The organism is Bradyrhizobium sp. C-145 (genome assembly GCF_023375135.1).
In the GTDB taxonomy this organism is placed as follows: domain Bacteria; phylum Pseudomonadota; class Alphaproteobacteria; order Rhizobiales; family Xanthobacteraceae; genus Bradyrhizobium; species Bradyrhizobium zhanjiangense.
Window position 1 is genome coordinate 7,357,889 of sequence record NZ_CP088150.1, and the last position, 25,395, is coordinate 7,383,283.

Here is a 25,395-nt window from a genome sequence, read left to right on the forward strand (position 1 = left end):
ACGGCGATTCCACCTGAAATGGTATCGCGAGACCGTCATGCCCGGGCTTGTCCCGGGCATCCACGTTCTTCGTTCTGCGGGGCAACACGTGGATGGCCGGGACAAGCCCGGCCATGACGATGTTGAGACGTCAGCGCAATAACCGCGCCGCTCTAGGCGCGCAGCGGCCTCAATAATGCGGCTCGTACATCTGCGACTGGACCAGGGTCTTCACGTCGTTGGGCGCGGGTCCGTCGGCGAGGCCGCGCTGAAAGGCGACGTCTGCGACGGCGGCGGCGATGCGGACCGAGACCTCGCGGATGCGCGGCAGCGCCGGATAGAGGCTGCCCTGCGCGAGGTCCTCCTTGCCGACGCAATCGGCGAGCGTGTGGGCAGCCGCCATGAACATTTCGTCCGTGACGAGGCGCGAGCGGCTCGCGATGACGCCGAGGCCGACGCCGGGGAAGATGTAGGAATTGTTGCCCTGGCGCGGCACGAAGGTGCGGCCGTTGAGCGTCACCGGATCATACGGACTGCCGCAGGCGAACAGCGCACGACCCTCGGTGTAGCGGTAGGCATCCTCCGCCGAGCACTCGGCCTTCGAGGTCGGATTGGAGAGCGCGAATACGATCGGCTGCTCGTTGAGCTCGGCCATCGCCTTGAGCACCTCGGGTGTGAAGGCGCCGCCGACCGCGGCAACGCCGATGATCGCCGTCGGCTTAAGCGCGTTGATCGCAGTGAGGAAATCAGCGATCGGCGCCTGGCCGGCATGGGCATAGCGCAGCTTGTGGCCGGACAGGCCATCGCGGCCGCCGACGACGAGGCCACGGGAATCCACCAGCCAGTTGCGCCGGAGCGCTTCGGCCTCCGCCAGCCCCTCCGCCATCATGGCGGAGACCACGAGATCGGCGATGCCGGTCGCCGCCTCGCCCGCGCCGAGGAACAGGATGCGCTGATCCCTGAGCTTGCCGCCGGAGACGCGCAGAGCCGAGAACAGGCCGGCGAGCGCCACCGCCGCGGTGCCCTGGATGTCGTCGTTGAAGACGCAGGCTTCATCCCGGTATTTGTGCAGCAGCTTGAACGCCGAATGGTTGGCGAAATCCTCGAACTGGATCAGCACGCCCGGAAACGTCTTTCGCGCGGCCTGCATGAATTCGTCGACAAAGCTATCATAGGCCTCGCCCGTCAGCCGTCGCTCGCGCAGCCCGAGATAATAGGGGTCGTTCAAGAGCTCTTCGTTGTTGGTGCCGACGTCGAGCACGATCGGCAGGCACAGCTCGGGATGCACGCCGGCGCAGGCCGAATAGAGCGAGAGCTTGCCGACCGGAATCCCCATGCCGTTGGCGCCGAGATCGCCAAGGCCGAGGATGCGCTCGCCGTCGGTCACGACGATCAGCTTGGCCGGATAAGGCCAGTTCTTCAGGATCTCGGCGATCTGGCCGCGATCGCGCGAGGAGATGAACATGCCGCGCGGCCGCTGGAAGATCAGGCCGTATTTCTGGCAGGCGAGCCCGACGGTCGGGGTGTAGATGATCGGTTGAATCTCGTCGATATTGTCGACAACGACGCGGAAGAACAGCGCTTCGTTGCGGTCATGCAGCGCATTCAGCGCGACGTATTTCTCCAGGTCCGTCGGCAGCGTGCGCAGATTGGTCAGCACGCGCTGGGCTTGCGTCTCCATCGTCAGCACGCAGGGCGGCAGCAGGCCGCGCAGACCCAGCGCCTCGCGCTCGGATTCCGTGAAGGCGGTGCCCTTATTGAGCAGAGGATCGCGCAGCAGCGTCATGCCTTGCGATTGATCGGATGATGTCGCTTGGGCAGCGACACGGGCAGGTCTATTCACGAATTCCCCCAAGGAGTTTCTTATTGAACCGCGGACATTGTCGGCCAGCGCTCCCCGGAGATCAAGGACGTTGGGACTGAGGCATCGATTGTGATCTCGCACCGCAGCGAGATTGTCGCCCGAGATCGCAGGTCGCGCGCGACGCAAAGGTTAACGCCGCAAAGCTCTTGCTCCTCATGATGAGGATTGAGAGCCTGCTCTCTCCTCTCGTCATTCCGGGGCGCGCCAGCGCGAGCCCGGAATCCATGGCGCGGCCGTCTCTGCGGCCCGATGGATTCTCAGGTGCGCAATTTCGCACCATAGCTCGCGACCTCGTCGCCCCCCGGAATGACGAGAAAACCTCACACGCTCTTGGGATTAGGAAGTGTTATGAGGCGGCAGCACTATTTAGGCTTGATGTTGGCGGCCTTTACGATCGGTCACCATTTCTCGGTCTCGGCCTTCTGGAAGGCCATGAGCGCTGCCGGCGTTTGCTGATCCCCTGGCGGAATCTCCGGCCCCAGCGCGATATCGAGCCGCTATCCGGCCGCCCGCCTTGGCGTCAGATTGGCGGCGCCGTCGGCCGGTGGCGCGATCTGCATCAAGATGGTCTGGGTGGCGGAGGCGACCTCGATGCCGCTCTGCTGGAAGCGCAGTTTCATGCGACGGTTGAATTCGCGCTGGACCGGCCAGCGGCCGGCCTCGGTGCAGCGGATCTGGCCGACGATCGACACCATTGCGCCATCGACCTTGTCGATACCCCAGAGCTCGAGGTCACCGCGGATCAATGCACGGAATTCCGGTTCGCGGCGCATCTCCTCCACGATGTCCTTGAGGATCTGCCCGGCGCGGTCGGTGTCTTCCTTGTAGGCGACGTTGACGCTGACGGAGGCGTTGCCGGCGCCGCGGCTGGCATTGGTGATGGTCGTGACCGCGCTGAACGGCACGATGTGCACGGCGCCATCGCCGGCGCGCAGGCGGATGGTGCGGATCGAGACGTTCTCCACCACGCCTGACAACCCTGAGACGCTGACATTGTCGCCGACCTGCACCGTGTTCTCCAGGAGCAGGAACAGACCCGTGATGAGGTCCTGCACCAGCTTCTGCGAACCGAAGCCGATGGCAATGCCGACGATGCCGGCGCCCGCGAGCAGCGGGGCGACATTGACGCCGATCTCGCTCAGCGCGGTAAGGCCGACGACGGTGGCGATCAGGCAGAGCAGCGCCGTCCGCAGCATCGGTTGGAAGGTGCGTAAGCGAGCGGCGCGGGCATAATGGCCGTCCCGGGACAGCGCATTGATCTGGCGGTCCAGCAGCGCGTTGCTGGCTTCCCAGATCGCGGCCGCGATGAACACGGCGAGCCCGATCGTCACCAAGGCCGAGATCAGCCGGCTGCCGATCTGGCCGCCATAGAACCAGACGATCGCGTCCACGCCCCAGACTTCTAGCACCGCCACGAAGCCGATGAAGGCGATCACGCCAGATACGATCTTGCGCAGCAGCGGCAGATAGCGGTTGGCGCGGATCTCGAGACCGGGAAAGCGCTGGAGGATCTCCGGCTTGATACGGAAGCCGCGGTCGATCAGGCTCAGCGTCAGCATGATGGCGACGCGCGTGATCAGCACCACCACGACCGTCCCGACGAAATACTGCAAGAGCAGCGAATAGCCGTTGCGGATGTTGAGCGCCCACACGGCCCACAGCGCGAGATCGAGCGCGATGGCAAGATAGTGCCAGCCGCCGGCGATGCGGTTGCGCAGACGAGCCGCGATGCCCTGCCGATCGGCCGGCGCGCGGATGGCTTCGGCGACCTGGCGGCGGCATTGCAAGATGATGACGACGATGAAGAGGTGCACGATCAGCATCACCATGCGCAGCAGCGCAGCGTAACCGGCGCGATGCAGGCCGAGCAGCAGCGCCACATTGGCGAAGGCGATGCCGGATACACCGACGCCGACGATGCGGCGCGCCCAGATCTCGATATAGGCTGCGGTCTCGGCCCGAACCGGAAACAGGCCGAACGGTCCCGCCAGCGCCCGGATCACGCAGATGAGTCCGCGGGAGAACGCATAGGCGTTGATGACAGCGAGGATCACGAGGCGAACGGTCGTGGGCTCGCCGATCTCGGTCCCGAGCAGCGCCGTGGCGATGCCCACCAAGACGACCACCGGCAGCAGTTCGAGCACGAGGCGTCCCAGCACGAAGGGCAGCCGCAGCAGGACCTGCCAGACCCTTACCAGACTGTGGTGGCGCTTGTTCAGCTCGGGCGCGGAGGTGACATCGGCTACCGATGACGGCGGATCGGCGATCGGCAGGGCCTGTGCCGGCAGGCGCGCAGTCTGGGGCACGCGCCCTTCCAGGAAGGCGACCGGCCGCCGGATCAGGCGGAACATGACCCATTCGGCCGAAAGGGCGCAACCGAGCACCAGCGCCAGCTTCCAGGCGATCTCGATCAGAAGATTGTAGGCGGCGGGATCGTTCGCGGTCCGCATGATCCAGTAATAGAACGTCGGAAAATGCGTGAGCGTCCGCGCCATGCTGGCGATCTCGCTCGAGATCGCACCGATCTCCTCCGACACCGTGAGCAGGAGCTGCGCACCGAGGCCGTCGGCCGAGAGCGGGATCGGCGATTTCTGCTCCGGCGCAGCGGGTGCAGGCTGCTGCTGACCGGACGCATTCGCGATCACGCGCAGCGTATCGATCATCTGCGCACGCTTCTTGTCGTCCTGCAACGTCTCCAGCGCACGCTTGGCCTCGTCAGGCGACAGCGCGGCCGCGCTGCTCGCGGCCGGCGTCTCGGCGCGGGCGCCGCAGAGAGATGAGATCGCGAGGAAGAGAGCGGCGAGGAGCGCCGGGGCAAGCTTATGCGACACGCGGATTCCCTGAAAAAAATGAATGCGCTGGCGGTGCCGGGACCGTCACCACCGAAGCACATGCGTCATGTCGGATGACCGTTATTCGCCTCGGACCTGTGTCGGAAGTTGGCCTTTGAGGCGACATTCTCTTGGCATTTGGCCATGCAGGATTGGAGACGGCATAGGCTCAGCGCAGCGAGACGGCTTAAGAACGCTGAGCGCGCTCCCGCCGTTCCGCAGAGCAGTTGCTTTTGAGGGCGGTTTCCCTGTGGCCATCCTTCGAGACGCCTGCTTTATGCGGCCACCTCAGGATGAGGACTGAATCCGCGGCGACAGTTTCAACGAGCACCGCTGCCGCTTAGCCTCATCCTGAGGAGCTTGCGGAGCAAGCGTCTCGAAGGACGAGGCGCGCGCGCAGGCCGCCTCAAGTGCCACGAGCGATAGCCCAGCGTCATTCCGGGCGTCGGCCCGGAATGACGGCAAGGAGGGAGGAGGGACAAAGCAGAACTTTAATGCGTTCGTCGTGACGGCCTCGGCATCGCCAGCCAATGATCGACGTGATGCAAATTACAGCGCCGGGAAGGTAGGGGCTTTGCCTCACTGATGTAGCCCGCTAAACCTTGACCCGGCGTGCCGTTCGCGGTTTTCGCCGCTATGCGATAGTCCGAACGAGCTCCATCGCACTTAGCGGCTGGATTTGCGGAGGTGGTGTCATAGACCTCCCCTTGCTCATGAGGTGGACGTTGCGCGTCGCTTGTTTGCGACCTCTGTGATGCTCCTCCCGAGACACAAAACTGTCAAGCAGGATCGATGACCTGAAGGATCACATTTGAACGCGCGAGTTCCCTGGACGGGGCATGGTGACATTATGCGCCTGTTTTGCCCGACGCGTCAAGCGAATTTCGTAAAATCCGCATAAGCACGACATGGCCGGCAAGCCATTGATTCCGCTATCCCCGGCTACTGTGCATGGGGTTGTTTTCGCAATTATTGTCCATGGCCGGCTCGCGCCGCCTAGAGAAACATGTCTGTCAGGTCGACCGTCGAGGACTTTCCGACCCGGTCGAAGTTTCGCGCCAGCCAGCTTCGCGCCGCCTCGCGGCCCTCGTCGCGCAGGCGACACAACAGGCTCCATTCGGGATGGAATTGCGTGGCCGTACCGAGCTGCGACATCAGCTGATCGTTGCCGATCCAGTGCATGTACATGCGGCTGTGCCTGTCGCTGTCGAGCTCGCCGTCGTCGATCAGCCGCGTGGCGAAGGCGATCGCGCGCATCTCGCGCATCAAGGACGAATTGAAGCTGATCTCGTTGATGCGGTGGAGGACATCGGCCGCGCTGGTCGGCAGCTCATCGCGCCGGATCGCCGTGACCTGCACGATGATGACGTCGTGACTGCCCTTGCGGTAGATCAGCGGAAAGATCGCGGGATTGCCGAGATAGCCGCCATCCCAATAATGCTCGCCGTCGATCTCGACGGCCTGAAAATAGGGCGGCAGGCAGGCCGAGGCGAGCACGGTTTCCGCGGTGAGAAACGGGCTCTGGAACACCTTGATCTTGCCGGTGCGGACGTTGGTGGCGTTGAGAAACAGCTCTGGCGCCTCGGGCGAGGAGTTGAGCCGGTCGAAATCGATCACGCGCTGCAGCAGCGCGCGGAGCGGATTGAAGTTGAAGGGATTGAGCAGGTTCGGCGGCAGCGTGTGCGTCAGCGTGTGGATGAAGGCGTGGACCGGGTGATATTCCGGCGGCAGCTTCAGGGCCTGGATCCACTGGTTCAGCGGCGAGAGCAGATCGTACGCCAAGTCCATGCGCGACACTTCGTACCAGAATGCGTGCAGGCTCTGCCGCGCCGCCTCCGCACCTCCGTTCGCCATGCCGGAGGCCATCGCCACCGCATTCATCGCGCCGGCACTGGTGGCGCTGATCGCCTCGATCGCGAGCCGGCCATCCTCGAGCACCTGGTCGAGCACGCCCCAGACGAAGGCGCCGTGCGCGCCGCCGCCCTGCAGCGCGAAGTTGACGTTCTTGCGGTTCGCGGTCCCGTTGGCTGTCACTTTGCCCGCTTCTTGCCTCCCGTCCCCTCTTTCTCCAGCGCCATGCGCACTTGCTCGAATTCCTGCAGCGAGGCCCTGTCGGCACGCGGAAAGCGCAGGTCCAGTTTTTCGAGCGCAGCATTGATCACGGAGCCGATCACGACGCGCGCGAACCATTTGTGGTCGGCGGGCACGACGTACCACGGCGCATGAGGTGTCGACGTGTGGCGGACGATGTCCTGATAGACCGCCTGGTAGCGCGGCCACAGCGCGCGCTCCTTGATGTCATCCATCGAGAACTTCCACTGCTTGGCCGGCTCTTCCAGCCGGTCGAGGAAGCGCAGGCGCTGCTCCTCCCTGGAGACGTTGAGGAAGAACTTCAGCACCACGGTGCCGTTGCGGCCGAGATAGCGCTCGAAGGCGGAGATGTCCTCGAACCGCTCTTTCCAGATGCTCTTGGTGACGAGCTTTGCCGGCAGCTTCTCCTTGGCGAGGATCTCCGGATGCACGCGCGTCACCAGGCATTCCTCGTAATGGGAGCGGTTGAAGATGCCGATATGGCCGCGCTCCGGCAGCGCGACCACGTGGCGCCAGAGGAAGTCGTGGTCGAGCTCCTTGCTGTTCGGCGCCTTGAAGGCACGGACCTCGCAGCCCTGCGGATTGATGCCTTCGAAGATCGCCTTGATCGCACTGTCCTTGCCGCCGGCGTCCATGGCCTGGAATACGATCAGGAGCGACCAGCGGTCCTGGGCGTAGAGCTTCTCCTGAAACGAGATCAGCCGCTTCTTGTTGGCATCGAGGATCTCCTGCGCCGTCTCCTTGTCGAGATCGCCCTTCTCGTCGGTCTTGTGATCCTTGAGGTGAAACTTGCCGGATCCGTCGTAACGGAACGGCGTGATGTAACGGTCGAGCTGGTCGGCGATCGATTTGGACGGCTTCTTGCTCATGAGTTCGGGGACACCTTGCGTTGCGGCTTCAGTCGGTCGAGCACGCTACCAAGGATGCCCTTGGGAAGAAATATGATGAAAAGCACGAGCAGCACGCCATAGACGAGATTGTCCCAGCCGACCGCCTTGGTGCCGAAGCCGATACGCAAGCTCTCCGCGAGCAGAATGGTGATGATGGCGCCGACGGTCGGGCCGAGCGAGACGAACAGGCCGCCGACGATGGCCGCGAACACCATCTGCAGCGACACCGCGATGCCGCTGACGGTGTCGGGCGTGATGAACATCTGGTACTGGCAGTAGATCGCGCCGGCGAGCGCCGTCATCAGCGCGCTGAGCAGCGTGATCTTCAGCTTCTCGGCGGTGACGTCGACACCGGCCGCGGCCGCGGCGTCCTCGTCCTCCGAGATCGCCTCCAGCGCATGGCGAGCCATGCTGCGGTCGACCCAGTGCCAGACCACGATGCCGAACAGCCAAATCGTAAGCGCGATCAGATACCAGGTGGTCTTGTCGTCGAATTGCAGCGCCAGCAGCTTGTTGCCGGACGCACGGTTCGGCGTGTAGCCGAGCGAGCCGCCGGTATAGTCGCGCGTCGCGGTGATGACCTGAAGCACGATGCCTGACAGCGCCAGCGTCACCAGCACGAAATAGTGCCCGGTGATGCGGAAACGAAAGCAGGGATAGCCGACGATCAGCGCCAGCGCACCGGCCGCGACCATGCTGACGGGAATGCCGATCCATGGCGAGAGGCCGAGGTGATTCCACAAGAGCGCGGTGACATAGGCGCCGATCCCCATGAAGCCGCCGTGCCCGAGCGAGACCAGGCCGAACCGTCCCATCATCGACCAGGATGTGTAGGCGAATGACCAGATCAGGATCAGCACCAGGATGTGCAGGTGATAAGGATCGCGATAGACGAAGGGCAGCGCGATCAGCGCCGCCAGCCCTATCCCCCAGGCTGCAAGCCGCCCCTGCCCCATCATCGGCGCCTCGCCAGGAGCCCTGCGGGCCGGATGAACATCATGACGATGAAGAAGGCGAAGGCGAGCACATAGCCCCATTCGAGATCAGAGAACAGGCCGCCGAGGGAGATGATCTCGGCGAACAAGAAGGAGGCAATGAAGCCGCCGATGAAATTGCCTAAGCCCCCGAGCACGCAGATCAGGAAGGTGATCGGCCCGAACGAGAGGCCGACGAAGGGATGCACGTCATATTGCAGCACCAGGAGGCAGGCAGCGAGCCCGGCCAGCGCGCCGCCGAGCGCGGACGTGATGAGATAGATCCGCTTGGCGTCGACGCCCATTAGCGCCATGATCTGCCGGTCCTGCGAGATGGCGCGGATCGCGGTGCCGGTGAAGGTTCGCGTCATGAACAGATAGACCGCGACCATGCCGACCAGTGCCGCCACGAAGGACAGCAGCCGTGCGTAGCTGAAATTCATGTCGCCGAAGGCGAGCACCGGCAGGCGGATGCCGAGGTTGCGGAAGTCGATGCCGAAGGCGACGGTGGCAAAGCTCTGCAGCACGAACAGCACGCCGCCGGTCGCGAGCAACTGATTGATCGGCGGTGCCGTGAGCAGCGGCGCGATCACGAGGTAGTGCAGCGCCGCCCCGAGGAGCGCGACCAGCAGGACGGTAAAGGGAGCGGCGATGAAATAGCTGACCCCGTAATACTGCACCATGAAGTACATGGCGTACATGCCGATCATCACGAGCTCGGCATAGCAGATCCAGGTCACGTCGATGACGCCGAAGATCAGGTTGAGACCGAGCGCGAGCAGCGCCAGCACGCCGCCGAGCAGGATGCCGTTGATCACGGCCTCCAGCAGATAAATGTCGAAGACGTCCAGAAATGCCTGCATGCCCGCTCACACCCCGAGATACGCTTCCTTGACCGTGTCGCTCGCCAGCATCTCGGCCGAGGTGCCGGAGGCGCGGATCGTGCCCGCCTCGATCAGATAGGCGCGATCGACCACTTTCAGCACCTGCTGTACGTTCTGCTCGACGATCAGCACGGTCAGGCCGCTGGCACGGATTCGCTTCACCAGCTCGAACACCTGCTGCACCACGACCGGCGCGAGGCCTGCCGACGGCTCGTCGAGCAGCAGGAGTTTCGGATTGGACATCATCGCGCGGCCGATCGCGCACATCTGCTGCTCGCCGCCGGACATGGTGCCGGCCATCTGGTGGCGTCGCTCCTTCAGGCGCGGAAACAGATCGAACACGACGTCGAGCCGCTCGGCATAGTGGGCGCGCGCCTCCTTCATGAAGGCGCCCATCTTGAGATTATCGTCGACCGAAAGCCGCGGAAACAACCGCCGGTTCTCCGGCACATGCGCAATGCCGAGGCTGACGATCTTGTGCGCCGGCGTCGCCACGACGTCGATGCCCTCCATTTTGATCGAGCCGCGCGACGGCCGGATCAGGCCGGAGATGATGCGCATCAAGGTGGTCTTGCCGGCGCCGTTCGGCCCGATGACGCCGACGGCCTCGCCGGCCTTGACGTCGAGATTGACATCGAACAGCGCCTGGAACGTGCCATAGCCGGCATTGACGCCGCGGAGTTCCAGCATCGGCTAACCTCCCGCGCGGCGGCGCGCCTCGGCGGCCGCGGCCTGCGTGGTCTCGGCATCGGTGCCGAGATAGACCTCGATCACCCGTGGATCGCCGGCGACCGCGCTGGGCAGCCCCTCGGAGATCTTCTCGCCGTGATCGAGCACCATGACGCGGTCGACGACGCGCATCAGCACGCCCATGATGTGCTCGACCCAGATGATGGTGATACCGAGCTCGTCGCGGATGTTGCGCAGCATGTCGGCGGCCTGATCCATCTCGGCCTCGTCGAGGCCGCCGAGGCTTTCGTCGGCGAGCAACAGCTTCGGCGCGGTGGCGAGGGCCTTCGCAAGCTCGAGCTTCTTCAAGCCGGCAGCGCCGAGGCCATCGACACTGGCATGGCGATCGGTCGGCAGGCCGACCATCGCCAGCGACCGCTCGGCCGCTTCCTCGGCCTTGACGCGACTGTGGCGTCCCTGGCCGTAGAAGCCGGCCAGCGCGACATTCTCGAAGATGGTCAGGCGGCGGAAGGGCCGCGGAATCTGGAAGGTGCGACCGATGCCGCGGTTGATGATCCGGTGCGGTGCAAGGCCTGCGATCTCATGCCCGGCGAACAGGATCGATCCGGAGCTCGGCACCAGCGTGCCGGAGAGCATGTTGAAGATCGTGCTCTTGCCCGAACCGTTGGGTCCGATCAGGCCGAGGATCTCGCCCTGGTCGACCCTGAACGAGACGTTGTTGACGGCCGTGAAGCCGCCAAACCGCTTCACCAGCCCGCTGACTTCCAACACCGAAGCACTCCGCCGCTACTGGTTGCTGTAGGTGGTGCCTTTCGGCAGCGGCAGCACCGCCTCGCGCTGCGCCTGGCTCTTGGGCCACACCACAGAGGACTTGTCGTCGATGTACTGGATCACGACGGGAAAGGAGCGTTCGTTCTGCCCGGCCATCGGCGTGCCCTCACCGTAGAACTTCACGCCGAAGCCGAGCATGGTGCCGCCCTCGGGAATGTCGGTGTCGAGCGCCGCCTTGCGCAGCGCGTCGGGATCGACACCGCCATACTTCTTGATCGCGCGCGGCAGCACGTCGCTCATGAATAAATACGTGTTGGACGCGCCGATGCCGACATGGGCCGAGCGGATCGCGACTCCGGGCTTGATCTTATCGAACTCCTCGCCGACCATCTTGATGACGGGCGGCAGCTTCGGATCCATGGTCTTCTGGTTGGCGAGCCAGATCGAGATCGGGTCGGCGTTGAAGATGTAGGCGGCGTCTGCGCCCATGCCTTCCTTCAGCTTCTCGTAGACGCCGTAGCCGGCGCCATGTCCCATCAGCGCGCCGAACTTCAATCCCTGCTCGCGGGCCTGGCGCAGCAACAGCGTGATGTCGGGGTTGTAGCCGGTGTGGAAGATGACGTCGGGCTTGGCGCGCTTCAGCTTGGTCACCAGCGCGGAGAGATCAGGCGCGGTTGCCGAGTAACCTTCCTTCAGCACGACATTGAAGCCGGCCTTCTTCGCACCGGCCTCATTGCCCTTGGAGACGTCGACGCCATAGGCGCCGTCCTCGTGGATGATGGCGACGCGCAGGTCCTTCGGCTCCTTGCCGAACTTCTCCTTGGCGTTCTGCGCGATGAAATCCATCGTCATCATGCCGAACTGGTCGCCGCTCGCTTGCGGGCGGAACACGTATTTGTAACCCTTCTCGTTGAACACGGCCGACGAGATGCAGGTCGTGATCCACATGAATTTCTTGAGCTGCTCGACACGGGCCGCGACCGGCACGCATTGCGCCGAGGAGAAGAAGCCGAGCACCATGTCGACCTTCTCCTGCTCGAGCAGGCGGACGGATTCGTTGATGGCGATGTCAGGCTTGCTTTGCGCGTCGGCGTAGACGGCCTCGATCTTGTAACCCTCGACACCGGTCTTGGCGAAATGATCGAGGATGATCTTTGCGCCGACATAGTTCAGCTCGGACCCGCCGCCCGCGAGAGGTCCGGTCAAATCAAAGACGACGCCGATCTTGATCTTTTTCTCTTTGGCTTGATCTTGGGCCTGGGCGGACACCGCCAAGCCCGTCGCTGCAATCGCGACCAACAGCCCACGTACCAAACGGGCAGCCATGCGCAGGCGCATCAAAACCTCCCTGGACGATTGTGCATCGCATTCTTGTTGGTCTTGCTTTTTCGCCCATCACATGGGGTGAGCGAAGCGATGTCAAGCCTCGCGCGTCAGCGAGAGGCGAACTGCTGCGCAATAAAGGCCGTGACAAATCGCGGCATGGTCGGCGTGAGATCATCCATCCCGCGCACGAGATGAATGGCCGACAGTTCGGGCTCGACCTCGCGCGCCAGATTGGCTTCGATCCGGGAGCGGGCCACCTCGCCCGGCATATCCAGGTTGAGGACCTGAATCATCGCAATCGCACGGCCCGAGACCACGCAGTGCCAGTCTGCCTCCGCGGCATAGTCGGCCACGGTGAGGCCGGTCTCCTCCGCGATCTCGCGGACGACGCTGCCGGGGATGTCGAGGGCACCAGCCCTGATGTCGTCGAGGTCGGGCGTTCCCGACGGGAAATAGACCCGGCCGGCATTGGCGGTGTGCTGCGCCATTTCGCCCATCACGAAGGCGCCGTCGGAGGTACGCAGCGCGCCCATGCCAAAGCCGTTGAACACGGCCGGATCAGGAAAGCCCCAGTCGCGCCAGGCGAGGAAGCTGGCGAAATCGGTCTCGAAATAAGTCGCGGCGAGATGGCCGTCCGTGAACACGGCATCGCGCCCGAGCAGGACGCGGCCGTTCCAGATCTTCGGCCGCTCGCGCTGCATCTCGGCGAAATGCGCCGCAATCTCGGCGCGGCGCTCCTCCGCGAACGGCCACACGATCGGCCGCACCGCAAGATCAAGCGTCGCAACGCGATGAATGACCGGTGACGTCATGACGCCTGACTACTTCGCCTTCGCATCAGCTATTTGGCATTCCCCGTCGTCTTCTTGGCCTGATCGACGAATTTGTTGGTGAAGGTCTTGCTGACGTCGATCTTGGCGTTCGCCACTTCGGGCGAACCGACGCTGAACACCGCAAGCACGGCATCGGCGCCCTTCGGGTCCATCTTGCCTGTTTCGGAGAACATCGGGATCGTGTTCTTCAGCGCGGCGAGATAGAGGTCCTTGTTCTTGCCGACCGCCTCATCCGGCATCTTCGCCATGATCTCCTCGGGCGAGTGCGAGTGGATCCAGGTCAGCGTCGCCAGGATCGCGTTGGTGAGCGCCTGCGTTTCCTTCTCGTGACCGTTGACCCAGGCCGCCGTCGAGTACAGCGCGCCGCCCGGATATTCGCCGCCGAACGTCTCGAGCGTGTCCTTCTGGGTGCGGGTGTCCGAAAGGATGCGCAGATCCTTGTGGCTGCCCTGGAGCACGGTGACGGAAGGATCGAGCATCACGGCCGCGTCGATCTGGCCCTGCTCCATGGCGGCGACCGCGGTGGCGCCGAGGCCGACGCCGATCACGGCGGTGCCGGCGGGATCGAGCCCGTTCTTCTTGAGCATATATTTGAGGAAGAAGTCGGTGGAGGAGCCGGGGGCACTCACGCCGACCTTCTTGCCGGCAAGGTCCTTCACCGACTTGATGTCGTTGGTCCGAGAAGGCGCGACCACCAGCACGAGGCCGGGATAGCGGTCATAGACCACGAAGGCCTGAAGCTCCTGCTTCTTGGCAGCGAGATTGACGCAATGATCGAAATAGCCGGAAACGACGTCGGCACTGCCGCCGAGCACGGCCTTCAGCGCGTCAGAGCCGCCCTTGAGGTCGACCAGCTCGACATTGACGCCGGCCTTCTCGTACTCGCCGAGCTGCTTGGCCAGCACGGTGGGCAGATAGCACAGGCAAGAGCCGCCGCCGACCGCGATGGTGACCTTGCTTTGCGCCGCGGCAAGCGAGGTGGTGAGCGTCAGCGCGAGCAGCGCGCCGGCGAGCCTGGCAATCGTGTTCTTCATTGGTTTCCTCCGTTCGGCCGGCGGCACCATAGAGCAGCGGGGCTGGCTTGAGAAGCACCGCCTATGTGGGCTGGCCATCGGCCTTTCGGCGCAATAGCATGCCTAAACAAGAACAATTCCTGATGGGGAGGATCATCCATGAATCGCCTTGCTGCCGGGCTGTCGATCGCCGCCGCCTTTGCCGCCGGATGCGGCGCCACCCATCTGCTCCGGCCGGCGCTCGCCGCTGAAAACATCACCGCGCAGATCATCCATACCGGCGAGATGGAAGGCGACGCGCTCGGGTCCGCGAACGCCGTCGGCTACCGTTCCAAGATGTTCGCGAGCGCGGACGGTGCCACCATCTCGATCCAGGTCGGCAACGTCCCCAAGCACCTGCATCCCAACACCAATGAGATCCAGTACATCCTGGACGGCACGGGGACGATCTGGCTCGGCGACAAGGAAGTGACGGTGAAGCCCGGAGACCTCGTGATCATCCCGAAGGGGACGCCGCATGGCGGCACCAAGCCGATCAGTGGCCAGGTCAAGGCGATCGCGATCAAGACGCCGCCGCAGGCGCCCGACGACACCAAGCTGCTGGATTGATGACGGTGGGCTCCCTCTCCCGCTTGCGGGAGAGGGCTGGGGAGAGGGTGTCTCCACACGCGAGAACCCCCGAGAGGAAAGAGCCCTCACCCGCCGCTACGCGCCGACCTCTCCCGCAAGCGGGAGAGGTGAACTCCTGCAGCGGCGCGCACCAATCCAAATGAATTTGCGCCCTAGCCCCGCCCATCCGACGCAGTTGGCCGCCACACCAACAGACGGCGCTCCACCAGCGTCACGCCGAAGTCGATCAGGATGACGAAGGCCGACAGCACGAACATGCCGGCGAACACGCCGGCAACGTCGAAGATGCCTTCGGCCTGCTGAATGAGATAACCGAGCCCAGCCGCCGATCCCAGATATTCGCCGACGACCGCACCGACCACGGCGAAGCCGACCGAGGTGTGCAGCGAGGAGAACATCCAGGACAGCGCCGAGGGCCAATAGACGTGCTGCATCAGCTGCCGCTCACTCATGCCGAGCATGCGGCCGTTGTCGAGCACGGTGCGGCTGACTTCCTTCACGCCCTGATAGACGTTGAAGAACACGATGAAGAACACCAGCGTCACGCCGAGCGCGACCTTGGACCAGATGCCAAGTCCGAGCCACAGCGCGAAGATCGGCGCCAGCACGACGCGCGGCAGCGCGTTGACCATCTTGACGTAAGGGTCGAACACGGCTGCGACCAGTGGCTGGCGCGCAAACCAGAAGCCGACCAACACGCCGCCGAGCGATCCGATCAAGAACGCCAGGATCGATTCCGCGAGCGTGATGCCGAGATGTTTCCAGATCACGCCGGATGCGAACCACTTCACGATCTGGCTGAACACGTCGAATGGGTTGGAGAAGAAGAACGGCGGCAGCAGGATCTTGCCGAATACGGGGACGGTCGAGAGCACTTGCCACAGCACGATGCAGACGACCGCGACCAGGACTTGCAGCGCAAGCAGCGTCGGGCGCGACATCAGACCGTCTCCTTCGCGTGAGTGGACTGCTCGTAACCCTTCATCACCTCGTCCTTCAGCACGCTCCAGATCTCGCGATGCAGTGAGTGAAACTCCTTATCGAGCCGCACCTCGAAGATGTCGCGCGGGCGCGGCAAGCTGACGCGCCAGTCGCCGATGATGCGCGAGGACGGCCCCGCCGACATGATCACGACGCGATCGGCGAGCGCGATTGCCTCTTCGAGGTCGTGGGTGACGAACAGCACCGCCTTGCGGTCGGCGTTCCAGAGGTCGAGCAGCAGGTTGCCCATGACCTGGCGCGTCTGCGCATCGAGCGGCCCGAACGGCTCGTCCATCAGCAGGATTTTTGGATCGCGGATCAGCACCTGCGCCAAAGCCACGCGCTTGCGCTGGCCGCCGGAGAGCATGTGCGGATAGCGGTTCGCGAAGGCGCCGAGCCCGACGGAGGTCAGCCATTGCTGCGCCCGCGGCAGCGCTTCGGAGCGGGGCGTGCCCTTGATCTCGAGCCCGATGGCGACATTGTCGAGCGCGGTCTTCCACGGGAACAGCGCGTCGGCCTGGAACAGGTAGCCGGCATCCCGGTTCAGCCCCGCGAGCGGCTGGTCGAATATCCTGACGCTGCCGGCCGCGGGCCTGAGCAGCCCGGCGGCAACGTTGAGCAGCGTGGATTTCCCGCAGCCGGTCGGGCCGACAATGGCGACGAACTCGCCCTGCGCCACCGCGAGATGGGCTTTCTCAACCGCCGTATAGACCCGGCCGTCCCCGAGGCGGAACGCGACCTTGGCATCTTCCAGCGCCACCGCCGTGGGCGTCGTCATGTGCTTCCTCCAAACCTGGACCGATGCCTTAGCCGCTCGCGCAGCCAAGTTCAATCAAGGCGCCAAGCGTGCTACGCATGGGGTCTTGCCGTGCTCTTACCCTCCCCTGGAGGGGAGGGTCGGCTCACATAAGCGCAGCGAAATGTGAGACGGGGTGGGGTGAAGGTCTCTCTGCGAAGAACAGTGCCCGAGTGGAGAGATCACCCCACCCCGCTCGCGCTGCGCGCGATCGACCCTCCCCCTCCAGGGGAGGGTAAGAGAAAAGCGAGCCCACCCGTATGCCCTCCAGGCCGATGATCAGCTATGCGCATGTCACCAAGAGCTTCGGCCCGCTCAAGGCCGTCGACGATGTATCGCTCGACATCGCCGAAGGCGAATTTGTGGCGATCGTCGGTGGCTCGGGCTCCGGCAAGACTACCCTGCTGCGGCTCGCCAACCGGCTGATCGAGGCGGATGGCGGCACGATCACGGTCGAGGGCGAGGACGTGCAAAACGTCGATCCGGTCGCGCTGCGGCGGCGGATCGGCTACGTGTTCCAGGCCGGCGGGCTGTTTCCACATTTGAGCGTTGCCGACAATATCGGGATCACGCCAAGACTGCTGGGCGTGTCGGCTACGGACATCGCCGTGCGTGTCGACGAACTGCTGGAGCTCGTGCAGCTCGACCGTGCCGCGCATCGCGACCGGCTGCCCGAAGAGCTCTCGGGTGGCCAGCGCCAGCGCGTCGGCGTGGCGCGGGCGCTCGCGGCAAAGCCCCGCATCATGCTGATGGACGAGCCGTTCGGCGCGCTCGATCCCCTCACCCGCGATGCGCTCGGCGAGGATTTTCGCAACCTGCACCGCAAGCTCGGCCTGACCACCGTGATGATCACGCATGACATGACGGAGGCGATTTTGCTGGCCGACCGCATCGCGGTGATGCGCGCTGGAACGCTGCTGGCCCAGGGCACGCCGGCAGAGCTGTCGAAGAGCGGCGACGCCTATGTGCTGGAGCTGTTGCGCACGCCCCGGCGCCAAGTCGAGCGATTGAACGCGCTGTTGCCGCAGGGCGGTGGGGCATGAGCTTCTTCATCGACCCGCGCTGGGGCGAGGCGCTGTCGCATTTGCCCGACTATCTCGGCAACCATGTGCGGGTGAGCCTTGCCGCGCTCGCGCTCGGTCTCGCCGTCAGCCTGCCACTGGCCATCCTGACGCGCAATCGCCCGGCGCCGCGCGGCATGCTGCTCGCGTTCGCCAGCATCGTGCAGACCGTGCCTGGGCTGGCGCTGCTTGCGCTGTTCTATCCGCTGCTGCTGCTGGCGGCTTCCGTCACGCTCGCCTGGTTCGGCGTCTCCTTCTCCGCTTTCGGCTTCCTCCCAGCGATGCTGGCGCTCGCGCTCTATTCGATGTTGCCGGTGCTGCGCAATGGCATCACCGGTCTCAACGGCATCGATCCGGCGCTGCTCGAAGCCGCCAAGGGTGTCGGAATGACCGCACGACAGTCTCTTCTCATGGTCGAACTCCCGCTGGCGCTGCCGGTGATGATGGCGGGCATCCGCACCGCCGCGGTGTGGGTGATCGGCACGGCGACGCTGTCGACGCCGATCGGGCAGACCAGCCTCGGCAATTACATCTTCGCCGGGCTTCAGACCCAGAACTGGGTGTTCGTGCTGTTCGGCTGCCTGGCCTCGGCCCTGCTCGCGCTTGCGGTCGATGAGTTGCTCGGCCTGATTGAGACAGGCCTGCGCCAACGCAGGCGCCTGCGCGCCGGACTCGGCGCGATCGGGATCGCCGCACTTGTCGCTGCCACACTGGTGCCGACGCTGGGACGCTCGTCGCAGAGCTATGTAGTCGGCGCCAAAACCTTCGCCGAGCAATATGTGCTGTCGGCGCTGCTCAGGGACCGCCTCCAGGCGGCCGGGCTTTCCGCCGCCGCGCGATCCGGCCTCGGCTCCAGCGTGATCTTCGAGGCACTGAAGGCCGGGGACATCGATCTCTATGTCGACTATTCCGGTACGCTCTGGACCAACCAGTTGCATCGCACCGACATCAAGCCGCGCGCGGAGCTGCTCGCGGAGCTGAAGACAGCCCTCGCGAAAGAGAACATCACCTTGCTCGGCGAGCTCGGATTCGAGAATGCCTATGCGTTGGTGATGCCGAGAAGGCGCGCCGAGGCGCTAGGCATCCGCAGCATCGCCGATCTCGCCGCGCACACATCGACGATGTCGATCGCCGGCGACTACGAGTTCTTCTCGCGCCCCGAATGGGCCGCGCTGCAAAAGGCCTACGGCCTTACCTTCCGCGCCCAACGCCAGATGCAGCCGGACTTCATGTATGCCGCGGTCGCCAGCGGCGAGGTCGACGTGATCGCCGGCTACACCAGCGACGGCCTGATCGCGAAATACGATCTCGTTGCGCTCGACGATCCCAGGCATGCGATCCCGCCCTACGACGCGATCCTGCTGCTCGCACCGAAGCGAGCCGGTGACGAGCGGCTACAGGCGGCACTCAAGCCGCTGCTCGGCAAGATCGACATCGCGACCATGCGCGAAGCCAATTTGCGCGCCAGCGGCAACGATGCGAATTCATCACCCGATGCGGTGGCGAAGTGGCTGTGGGGAAAAATTAATCCGTAGGCGCGCAGACGACCCGTCATCCTGAGGCGCGAGCCGTGCGCTGCAAAGCAGCGCGCGGGGAGCCTCGAAGGATAAGCGGCCCCGATGCAGCCGGACCGTCGCCCTTCGAGGCTCACCCAGCGGCGCCTTTGCGCCGCAGGGCTCGCACCTCAGGGTGACGGTCAATGAGTAGCGCTTGGGGGTACAGCAAGACAGCTACAGCCCCCGGATCATCCCCGCTTCGATCAGCAGCCGATTCAGCCGCCGCGCCTCGGCGCCGTCCTTGCAGCCGTAGAAGATGCCCTTGCAGCGGAGCATGATCGCCTTCTGCTCGGCGAAGGACGGATCGAGCGGGATGCCGGCGGCCTCCTGGATCACCAGCGGCAGATACGGGCCGTCGATCGTGTCCATCACGGCGTCGCTCTTCACCGGTTCGAAATTGACGGCGTCGATCGCATAATAGGTTGCGTAGAGACGCGGATCGTAAGCGTCGAGCTTCTTGCCGAGAGCGCCCTCGTCGAGCCCGGGCTCGAGCAGGTTCGGCGCAAATTCCGGCTGGTGATCGCCGTAGCGCACGATCAGGAAAGGCTCGCCGGGAAAATTCTTCTTCAGGCCGGCGACGAAAGTCCTGTACTGCTCGGCGCTCATCGCCTGGCGGCGCAGATATTCGTCGATCGACGGCACGTTGCCCGGCGCGCGCCAGTTCGGCAGCAGGTCGGGACGGAAGCGCGTCTCCCAGGGGAAATGATTGGCACCGAGATAGATGAAGGTGAACAGCGGCTTGTTCGGCGGCTGTTGCCCCATCAGCTGAAGCGCCTTGTCGTAGAAGAAGGAGTCCGGTTCGACGTCCTTGGCGCCGAGATCCTTCGAGTCGAGGAAGCGTTCGATGCCGGTCGTCATCTGGAAGCTGCGCGCGCCCATGAAGCCGCCATGGGCGGGATACAGCGACATCGTGTCGTAGCCGCAACGACGCAGCGCCAGCGGCAGGCCGCGCTCGACGCGGTTCGAGGCGATGCGCGTCACGAAATAGGCGAAGCGGCCGAACGAACGCGAGGAGAGCCCCGCAAGCACGTTGTATTCGGTAAACCAGCTCGGCCCGCCATTGCTCTCGGCCAGGAACGTGCGCTGCTTGCCGTCCCAGGACTTGAAGTGGTCGCCATAGTGCGGCGGCACCTTGATGCCCTGCGCGGCGCGGATGTCGAAGCTCGATTCATCGTGGATCATGATGATGTTGGGCCGGCGACCCGCAGGGTGGCACTCATCGACCAGCGGCACGTTGAGCCGCTCGTTGGTCGCGGCGGCGGATTCCATGAAACCGTACTGCACGAAATCGGCGACCGCGGTGACGCCGGAGCGGAAGAATTTCGAGAGATAGCCGTCGTCGTAATAGCCGCGCCAGGCTTCATCAGGATGATAGAGCGAATAGCCCACCAGCGCAGCAAGGCAGGCGAGCTTGCAGGCGAACGCCGGCAGACGGCGGATGCGGAACGGATCGAGCCACCACAGCGCATACATCAGCGGCAGCGTGACGAGGCCGGCCAGGATCACCGACCAGCGCAGATTCGGAAAGATCGTGAACAGGAACGCGACGGTGTCGCGGTCGATCATCATCAGGTCGATGAAGTTGACCGTCATCTGCACGACGTCGTGCTTGAGCCGGGACAGCAGCACCAGCACGACGACCATGGTCAGCGACAGCGCACCCGACAGCGCCGGCCGCCGCAGCAGCGTGATCCAGAAGAAGTTGAGGATGCCCCACGCCAGCGCGAAGGAGAGGCGCGAGCCGAAATCGGTCTCGGTCTCGTACATCAGCGCGAGCGCTGCGAAATGGGGCGCTGTGACCGCGAGCAGCCGCCAGATGCCGAGCGCGGCGACGCTCGCCAGGACGGCGGCGGTGGCAGAAGGACCTGGATTGGGCGCGGACGCCATCGACGACACGCAACTTCTGGTCCGGCGCGGTGATGCCAAGCCATCTGGCCGGCCTCGAGGCAGCTAGCGGCGCCCGGCGCAGCCGGAAGTCTGCACCGTGTCACAAAACTGTAACGGAACAGTCACGGTCAGGCAACGCGTCCGGCGATTCGACTTTCGCTTATTGTTAGCGGGAGACGTGGGCCGCAGGCCCGGCAGGCCGCTGCTCGCAACGTCAGGGCTTGGCGATCGGACCGACGGTCGAGGCGAGCTGAACGTCGGTTACCCCTGCGGCAGCAGCCCGAGGCGCTTGGCGATGATGCGGTCCAGCGTCCGTTTCGGCAGCACGGCGCCGATCAGATGGCGGAGCGGATCCGGCGTGATCTGGTAGCGCACCTTTGGGCTTGCCGCCGTCAGCGCCTCGAACACCACTTCGGCGATACGCTCGGCAGGCAGGCCCTTGGCGCCGATGTCCATCATGAACGCCATCGCCTTGTTTAGTGCCGGCAGATAGGGCGAGTTCTGGTAGACGGAGAGGTCGATCTCTTCGGCCTTGCTCCAGATCGGCGTCTTCACCGCGCCGGGAGCGACGATGATGACGTCGATGCCGAACAGCATCAGCTCGCGGCGCAGGCTCTCCGACAGGCCCTCGATGGCGTGCTTGGAGGTGCTGTAAGGTGCCGACAGCGGATTGCCGTTCTTGCCGGCGACCGAGCTGATCATCACGATCCGGCCCTTCGGCCCCTTCAGCGCGGGATCTGCGCCCAGCAGCGGCCCGAACGCCTGCGTCGCGATGACCGGACCGATGACGTTGACGTCCATCTGGCGGCGGAAATCGTCGACCGACAATTCGAGCACGGGGCCGGCGACCGCGATGCCTGCATTGTTGACGAGCCCCGCCAGCGTCTCGCCGCCCAGCGCATCGCGAACTTTTCGCGCAGCAGCGAGGACTGCTGCCTCGTCGGTGACGTCGAACAGCAATGGCGTGAAATTGGTGCCGAACTCACTCTTGAGCCGGTCGGCGTCGGCCTGCTTGCGGACACTGCCGAACACGCGATAGCCACGCCCGATCAGATATTTCGCAACGGCCCAGCCGATGCCGGTGGACGCACCGGTAACGACGACAGATCGCATGGTCCCTCCCCTCGAGTTCCCGCGATCATGTAGGAGGAAGCTGCCCGTGCGCAATGCCGCCCAGCCCGCAAGTCCGCGCAGCAGGTGTCGGTTCTTGAGATGAAGCGGCGCGCGAGCGTTGCGACATGACGTCGAAAGGCGCGTTAAAAAGGCGGATGAAGAGCCGAATCCTTGGCTTTCACGACGCAGCACTTTTGACGATCAGGAAGTTCTAAGAAGCCTTGAAAAACGACGCGAGACCAAGAATGTGGTTTAAGCGTCAGTTCTTGGCGCTCAAGCAGCGCGTCAACTCGCGAAGAATTTGAATGAAGCAACTATGCTTCGCGCGAGAAGGAACGAGCGAGACCGCTGTCTGCGATCTTGCTCGAGCCTATTCGCGAAGGTTTAAGATTTGGTGTGACGAGCGAAGCTCGTGTTCGCTCGTATCCCGGACAAGCGCAGCGAAGCGGAGCCCAGAGCCGGGACCCAGAGGCCGCATTGGACCCCGGATCAGCAGCGCATCACCAGAGTGCTGCGCTGCGTCCGGGGCAGAACGGCTTAGTTCTTGCTCTTATCGACCAGCGCGCCCTTCTTGATCCAGGGCATCATGTCGCGCAGCTTCGCGCCGACTTCCTCGATCGGGTGTGCCGCGAGCTTGGCGCGGGTCGCCTTGAACGAGGTCTGGTTGACCTTGTTCTCAAGCATCCAGTCGCGGGCGAACTTGCCGCCCTGGATGTCGGCGAGAACCTTCCGCATCTCCTTCTTGGTCTCGTCGGTGATGATGCGCGGACCGGTGACGTACTCGCCGTACTCGGCGGTGTTGGAGATGGAGTAGTTCATGTTGGCAATGCCGCCTTCATAGATCAGGTCGACGATCAGCTTCACTTCGTGCAGGCACTCGAAATAGGCCATCTCCGGGGCGTAACCGGCTTCGACCAGGGTCTCGTAGCCGCCCTTGATCAACTCGACCAGGCCGCCGCAGAGCACCACCTGCTCGCCGAACAGGTCGGTCTCGCACTCTTCCTTGAAGGTGGTCTCGATGATGCCGGCACGGCCGCCGCCGATGGCGGACGCATAGGACAGCCCGAGGTCGTGGGCATTGCCCGAGACGTCCTTGGCGATCGCGATCAGGCAGGGCACGCCGCCGCCGCGCTGATACTCCGAGCGCACGGTGTGGCCGGGGCCCTTCGGCGCGATCATCAGCACGTCGAGGTCGGCGCGCGGGTCGAGCAGGTTGAAGTGGACGTTGAGGCCGTGCGCGAACACGAGGGCGGCGCCCTTCTTCATGTTGTCGTGCAGGTGCTCGCGGTAGATGTCGCCCTGGAGCTCGTCCGGGGTCAGCATCATGACGAGGTCGGCCCATTTGGCGGCTTCGGCGACTTCCATGACCTTGAAGCCGGCAGCTTCCGCCTTCTTGGCCGAGGCCGATCCCTTGCGCAGCGCAATGGCGACTTCCTTGACGCCGGAGTCCTTCAGGTTGAGCGCATGGGCGTGGCCCTGGCTGCCATAGCCGACGATGGCGACCTTCTTGCCCTTGATCAGGTTCAGGTCGGCGTCGCGATCGTAATAAACACGCATAGTTCGTTTCCTCGTTCGGGGCCGGAATCGGCCGATGGTCAGGTCTTTCGAAGGTGAATTGACGGATTTCGGGGGCTGTCTAGAGCATTTTAGGGCCCCTGGGAAACCCGTTTCTGCATGGAAATCTGCGGCATCATGCATCCATGAAGACGGGGTAGAGGGAAGCGAGCAGCAGCACCGCCATCAGGATATTGAAGGCGCGGACCAGCCGCTCTGAGGTCAGGACCGGCCGCAATGCGGAGCCGAACAGAGCCCAGGCCACGGTCGAAACCGTGCCGACGAGCAGGCTGATCAGGGTCTGGATTGCGATGTTGAGCGGGAATCGGGCGATCGCCGCGTAGGCGGTGATGGTGCCGATCACGATCACCCAGCCTTTGGCGTTGATCCATTGGAACATCGCCGCGCCCCAGAAGGTCATCGGGCCGCGGCCGCCCCCCTCACCCGGCTTGGTCGGGCCGGACATGGCGATCGCGGCGGCGAGATAGATCAGGTAGGCCGCACCGGCATATTTCAAGATGGTCTGGAGGATCGGATACGCCAGGAACACGGTGCCGAGCCCGAGGCCGACCGCGGCCACCATGAAGGCAAAGCCGATGACGATCCCGACGATGTGGGGAATGGTGCGCCGGAAGCCGTAGGTCAGGCCCGAGGATAGCAGCATGATGTTGTTCGGCCCGGGCGTGAAGTACATCACGACCATGAAGATGAGAAAGGCATAGAACAGCGATTGGGACATGCTCACCTCACGCGACTTTGGGCAGCGGCTCTTCAGGCAGCGCCTTGGGTCGCTTCGCGAGCACCATCACCGCGATACCGCCGATCACGGTCAGCATGCCGGCGAGCCTTAGGGGTCCGAACCGCTCGCCGAACACGACGCTGGAGGCCGCCGATCCCACGAATGGCACCAGCAGCGCGAACGGCACCACCTGGGCGGCTGGATAGTCGCGCAGCAACCGACCCCACAGCCAATAGGCGATGCTTGTCGAGACGCCGCCAAGCGCCAGCATGCAGAGAGCCGACGTCAGCGAGATGTGGGTCAGCGATGTCCAGGTCGACGCCGGGCCGTTAGCGATAAGCGCCAGCGCGAACAGCGGTATCGCCGAGGCGAGACACAACCACGCGAACAGGTCGAACATGGGCACGCCGCGGGCACCACGCAGCAAGAGATTGCCGACGGCAAAGCTGACTGGCGAGATCATCAGCACCGCAAACGCAGCAACGCTGAAATCATAGCCGACAGTGCCGCAGATCATCAGAAGACCGATCGCAGCAATGCCGGTGCCGAGTGCCTGCATCGGCGTCGGCCGCTCGCCGAATGCGAGCGCGGCAAAGCCGATGGTGAACAGCGCCTGGCTCTGCACGACGACACTGGTCAGCCCCACCGGCACGCCATGGGCGATGCCATAGGCCTGGGACAGGAACTGGCCGAGAAACAGCGTGAAGCTGATCGCGATCAGGAGCGACCAGGCAATCTTCGGCTTGCGAATGAACAGGCATGGGACCGCAGCGACGGTGAAGCGTAGCGCCGTCATCAACTCCGGTGACAGTTCGTCGAGCGCGATCCGGCTCGCCACGAAGGCAAGCCCCCAGATGATCGCCACCAGGATGGCGATGAGGATGTCAGCCGGCTTCATTGTTGTTCCCGGTTCTGCACTATCGTGCAGCCCT

General features: G+C 64.2%; 20 protein-coding genes and 1 pseudogene. 3 read left to right on the forward strand and 18 right to left on the reverse strand.

The window, feature by feature from the left end:
* Positions 1-169: 169 nt before the first annotated feature.
* From LRP30_RS34605 to LRP30_RS34655, 11 genes and pseudogenes are all read right to left on the reverse strand, one after another.
* Positions 170-1,765, reverse strand: a complete 1,596-nt coding sequence (locus tag LRP30_RS34605; RefSeq protein WP_249761902.1) for an NAD-dependent malic enzyme — start codon at positions 1,763-1,765, stop codon at positions 170-172.
* Between the two features lie 575 nt (positions 1,766-2,340).
* The gene (locus tag LRP30_RS34610) at positions 2,341-4,674 is read right to left on the reverse strand and encodes a mechanosensitive ion channel domain-containing protein (RefSeq protein WP_249757724.1); all 2,334 of its coding nucleotides are present in this window, start codon (positions 4,672-4,674) and stop codon (positions 2,341-2,343) included.
* Between the two features lie 996 nt (positions 4,675-5,670).
* On the reverse strand, positions 5,671-6,708 hold the full coding sequence (locus LRP30_RS34615) for a patatin-like phospholipase family protein (protein ID WP_249757725.1): 1,038 nt from the start codon (positions 6,706-6,708) through the stop codon (positions 5,671-5,673).
* A complete protein-coding gene (locus tag LRP30_RS34620; protein ID WP_128937695.1) occupies positions 6,705-7,634 on the reverse strand; it encodes a polyphosphate kinase 2 family protein in 930 nt (309 codons plus the stop codon). The genes LRP30_RS34615 and LRP30_RS34620 overlap by 4 nt, the downstream gene beginning before the upstream one ends.
* Positions 7,612-8,614 (reverse strand): annotated as a pseudogene (locus tag LRP30_RS34625) (branched-chain amino acid ABC transporter permease); the annotation flags it as partial. The gene LRP30_RS34620 and the pseudogene LRP30_RS34625, both read right to left, overlap by 23 nt.
* Positions 8,611-9,492 (reverse strand): branched-chain amino acid ABC transporter permease, encoded by an 882-nt coding sequence (locus LRP30_RS34630; protein ID WP_091878951.1) that lies wholly within the window; start codon positions 9,490-9,492, stop codon positions 8,611-8,613. The gene LRP30_RS34630 and the pseudogene LRP30_RS34625, both read right to left, overlap by 4 nt.
* Positions 9,493-9,498: 6 nt before the next feature.
* Positions 9,499-10,203: an ABC transporter ATP-binding protein gene (locus LRP30_RS34635; protein WP_249757726.1), complete on the reverse strand. Its 705-nt coding sequence runs from the start codon at positions 10,201-10,203 to the stop codon at positions 9,499-9,501.
* Between the two features lie 3 nt (positions 10,204-10,206).
* Entirely contained in the window at positions 10,207-10,974 is a 768-nt protein-coding gene (locus tag LRP30_RS34640) for an ABC transporter ATP-binding protein (RefSeq protein ID WP_128935945.1), read from the reverse strand.
* Positions 10,975-10,989: 15 nt separating this feature from the next.
* Positions 10,990-12,312: an ABC transporter substrate-binding protein gene (locus LRP30_RS34645; RefSeq protein ID WP_128937699.1), complete on the reverse strand. Its 1,323-nt coding sequence runs from the start codon at positions 12,310-12,312 to the stop codon at positions 10,990-10,992.
* A gap of 95 nt (positions 12,313-12,407) precedes the next feature.
* Positions 12,408-13,112 carry an NUDIX hydrolase gene (locus tag LRP30_RS34650; RefSeq protein ID WP_128937700.1) on the reverse strand — a complete coding sequence of 235 codons (705 nt, stop codon included), beginning with the start codon at positions 13,110-13,112 and terminating at the stop codon, positions 12,408-12,410.
* A 29-nt stretch (positions 13,113-13,141) separates the two neighbouring features.
* Positions 13,142-14,167: an ABC transporter substrate-binding protein gene (locus tag LRP30_RS34655; RefSeq protein WP_249757727.1), complete on the reverse strand. Its 1,026-nt coding sequence runs from the start codon at positions 14,165-14,167 to the stop codon at positions 13,142-13,144.
* 138 nt (positions 14,168-14,305) lie between these two features.
* Here LRP30_RS34655 and LRP30_RS34660 point away from each other — a divergent pair, with 138 nt between their 5' ends.
* Positions 14,306-14,755 carry a cupin domain-containing protein gene (locus LRP30_RS34660; protein ID WP_128935949.1) on the forward strand — a complete coding sequence of 150 codons (450 nt, stop codon included), beginning with the start codon at positions 14,306-14,308 and terminating at the stop codon, positions 14,753-14,755.
* 173 nt (positions 14,756-14,928) lie between these two features.
* On the opposite strand, the gene LRP30_RS34665 is transcribed toward LRP30_RS34660, so the two are convergent.
* The gene (locus LRP30_RS34665) at positions 14,929-15,717 is read right to left on the reverse strand and encodes an ABC transporter permease (protein ID WP_128945966.1); all 789 of its coding nucleotides are present in this window, start codon (positions 15,715-15,717) and stop codon (positions 14,929-14,931) included.
* Complete coding sequence (locus LRP30_RS34670) at positions 15,717-16,535, reverse strand: ABC transporter ATP-binding protein (RefSeq protein ID WP_249757728.1); 819 nt, start codon at positions 16,533-16,535, stop codon at positions 15,717-15,719. Before LRP30_RS34670 ends, LRP30_RS34665 begins: the two co-directional genes overlap by 1 nt.
* A 278-nt stretch (positions 16,536-16,813) precedes the next feature.
* Between LRP30_RS34670 and LRP30_RS34675 the strand changes: the two genes are divergently transcribed.
* Both LRP30_RS34675 and LRP30_RS34680 read left to right on the forward strand, forming a co-directional pair.
* A complete protein-coding gene (locus tag LRP30_RS34675) occupies positions 16,814-17,596 on the forward strand; it encodes an ABC transporter ATP-binding protein (protein ID WP_249757729.1) in 783 nt (260 codons plus the stop codon).
* A complete protein-coding gene (locus LRP30_RS34680) occupies positions 17,593-19,149 on the forward strand; it encodes a glycine betaine ABC transporter substrate-binding protein (RefSeq protein WP_249757730.1) in 1,557 nt (518 codons plus the stop codon). Before LRP30_RS34675 ends, LRP30_RS34680 begins: the two co-directional genes overlap by 4 nt.
* Positions 19,150-19,344: 195 nt before the next feature.
* Here LRP30_RS34680 and LRP30_RS34685 read toward each other — a convergent pair whose 3' ends face one another.
* The 5 genes from LRP30_RS34685 to LRP30_RS34705 all read right to left on the reverse strand — a co-directional run bounded on the left by LRP30_RS34685 (position 19,345) and on the right by LRP30_RS34705 (position 25,361).
* On the reverse strand, positions 19,345-21,057 hold the full coding sequence (locus LRP30_RS34685; protein ID WP_249757731.1) for a sulfatase-like hydrolase/transferase: 1,713 nt from the start codon (positions 21,055-21,057) through the stop codon (positions 19,345-19,347).
* A gap of 261 nt (positions 21,058-21,318) precedes the next feature.
* Complete coding sequence (locus tag LRP30_RS34690) at positions 21,319-22,170, reverse strand: SDR family oxidoreductase (RefSeq protein WP_249757732.1); 852 nt, start codon at positions 22,168-22,170, stop codon at positions 21,319-21,321.
* Positions 22,171-22,707: 537 nt separating this feature from the next.
* Positions 22,708-23,727: a ketol-acid reductoisomerase gene (gene ilvC / locus LRP30_RS34695; protein WP_128937706.1), complete on the reverse strand. Its 1,020-nt coding sequence runs from the start codon at positions 23,725-23,727 to the stop codon at positions 22,708-22,710.
* A 133-nt stretch (positions 23,728-23,860) separates the two neighbouring features.
* Entirely contained in the window at positions 23,861-24,463 is a 603-nt protein-coding gene (locus tag LRP30_RS34700; protein WP_249757733.1) for a LysE family translocator, read from the reverse strand.
* A 7-nt stretch (positions 24,464-24,470) separates the two neighbouring features.
* On the reverse strand, positions 24,471-25,361 hold the full coding sequence (locus tag LRP30_RS34705; RefSeq protein WP_249757734.1) for an EamA family transporter: 891 nt from the start codon (positions 25,359-25,361) through the stop codon (positions 24,471-24,473).
* Positions 25,362-25,395: the final 34 nt, after the last annotated feature.

Excerpts from the sequence above, each read along its gene's own strand:
- LRP30_RS34605 (WP_249761902.1), bottom strand. The coding sequence starts at position 1,765 with ATGACGCTGCTGCGCGATCCTCTGCTCAATAAGGGCACCGCCTTCACG.
- LRP30_RS34620 (WP_128937695.1), bottom strand. The coding sequence starts at position 7,634 with ATGAGCAAGAAGCCGTCCAAATCGATCGCCGACCAGCTCGACCGTTAC.
- LRP30_RS34630 (WP_091878951.1), bottom strand. The coding sequence starts at position 9,492 with ATGCAGGCATTTCTGGACGTCTTCGACATTTATCTGCTGGAGGCCGTG.
- LRP30_RS34635 (WP_249757726.1), bottom strand. The coding sequence starts at position 10,203 with ATGCTGGAACTCCGCGGCGTCAATGCCGGCTATGGCACGTTCCAGGCG.
- LRP30_RS34645 (WP_128937699.1), bottom strand. The coding sequence starts at position 12,312 with ATGCGCCTGCGCATGGCTGCCCGTTTGGTACGTGGGCTGTTGGTCGCG.
- LRP30_RS34650 (WP_128937700.1), bottom strand. The coding sequence starts at position 13,112 with ATGACGTCACCGGTCATTCATCGCGTTGCGACGCTTGATCTTGCGGTG.
- LRP30_RS34655 (WP_249757727.1), bottom strand. The coding sequence starts at position 14,167 with ATGAAGAACACGATTGCCAGGCTCGCCGGCGCGCTGCTCGCGCTGACG.
- LRP30_RS34660 (WP_128935949.1), top strand. The coding sequence starts at position 14,306 with ATGAATCGCCTTGCTGCCGGGCTGTCGATCGCCGCCGCCTTTGCCGCC.
- LRP30_RS34665 (WP_128945966.1), bottom strand. The coding sequence starts at position 15,717 with ATGTCGCGCCCGACGCTGCTTGCGCTGCAAGTCCTGGTCGCGGTCGTC.
- LRP30_RS34670 (WP_249757728.1), bottom strand. The coding sequence starts at position 16,535 with ATGACGACGCCCACGGCGGTGGCGCTGGAAGATGCCAAGGTCGCGTTC.
- LRP30_RS34675 (WP_249757729.1), top strand. The coding sequence starts at position 16,814 with ATGCCCTCCAGGCCGATGATCAGCTATGCGCATGTCACCAAGAGCTTC.
- LRP30_RS34680 (WP_249757730.1), top strand. The coding sequence starts at position 17,593 with ATGAGCTTCTTCATCGACCCGCGCTGGGGCGAGGCGCTGTCGCATTTG.
- LRP30_RS34685 (WP_249757731.1), bottom strand. The coding sequence starts at position 21,057 with ATGGCGTCCGCGCCCAATCCAGGTCCTTCTGCCACCGCCGCCGTCCTG.
- LRP30_RS34690 (WP_249757732.1), bottom strand. The coding sequence starts at position 22,170 with ATGCGATCTGTCGTCGTTACCGGTGCGTCCACCGGCATCGGCTGGGCC.
- ilvC (WP_128937706.1), bottom strand. The coding sequence starts at position 23,727 with ATGCGTGTTTATTACGATCGCGACGCCGACCTGAACCTGATCAAGGGC.
- LRP30_RS34700 (WP_249757733.1), bottom strand. The coding sequence starts at position 24,463 with ATGTCCCAATCGCTGTTCTATGCCTTTCTCATCTTCATGGTCGTGATG.
- LRP30_RS34705 (WP_249757734.1), bottom strand. The coding sequence starts at position 25,361 with ATGAAGCCGGCTGACATCCTCATCGCCATCCTGGTGGCGATCATCTGG.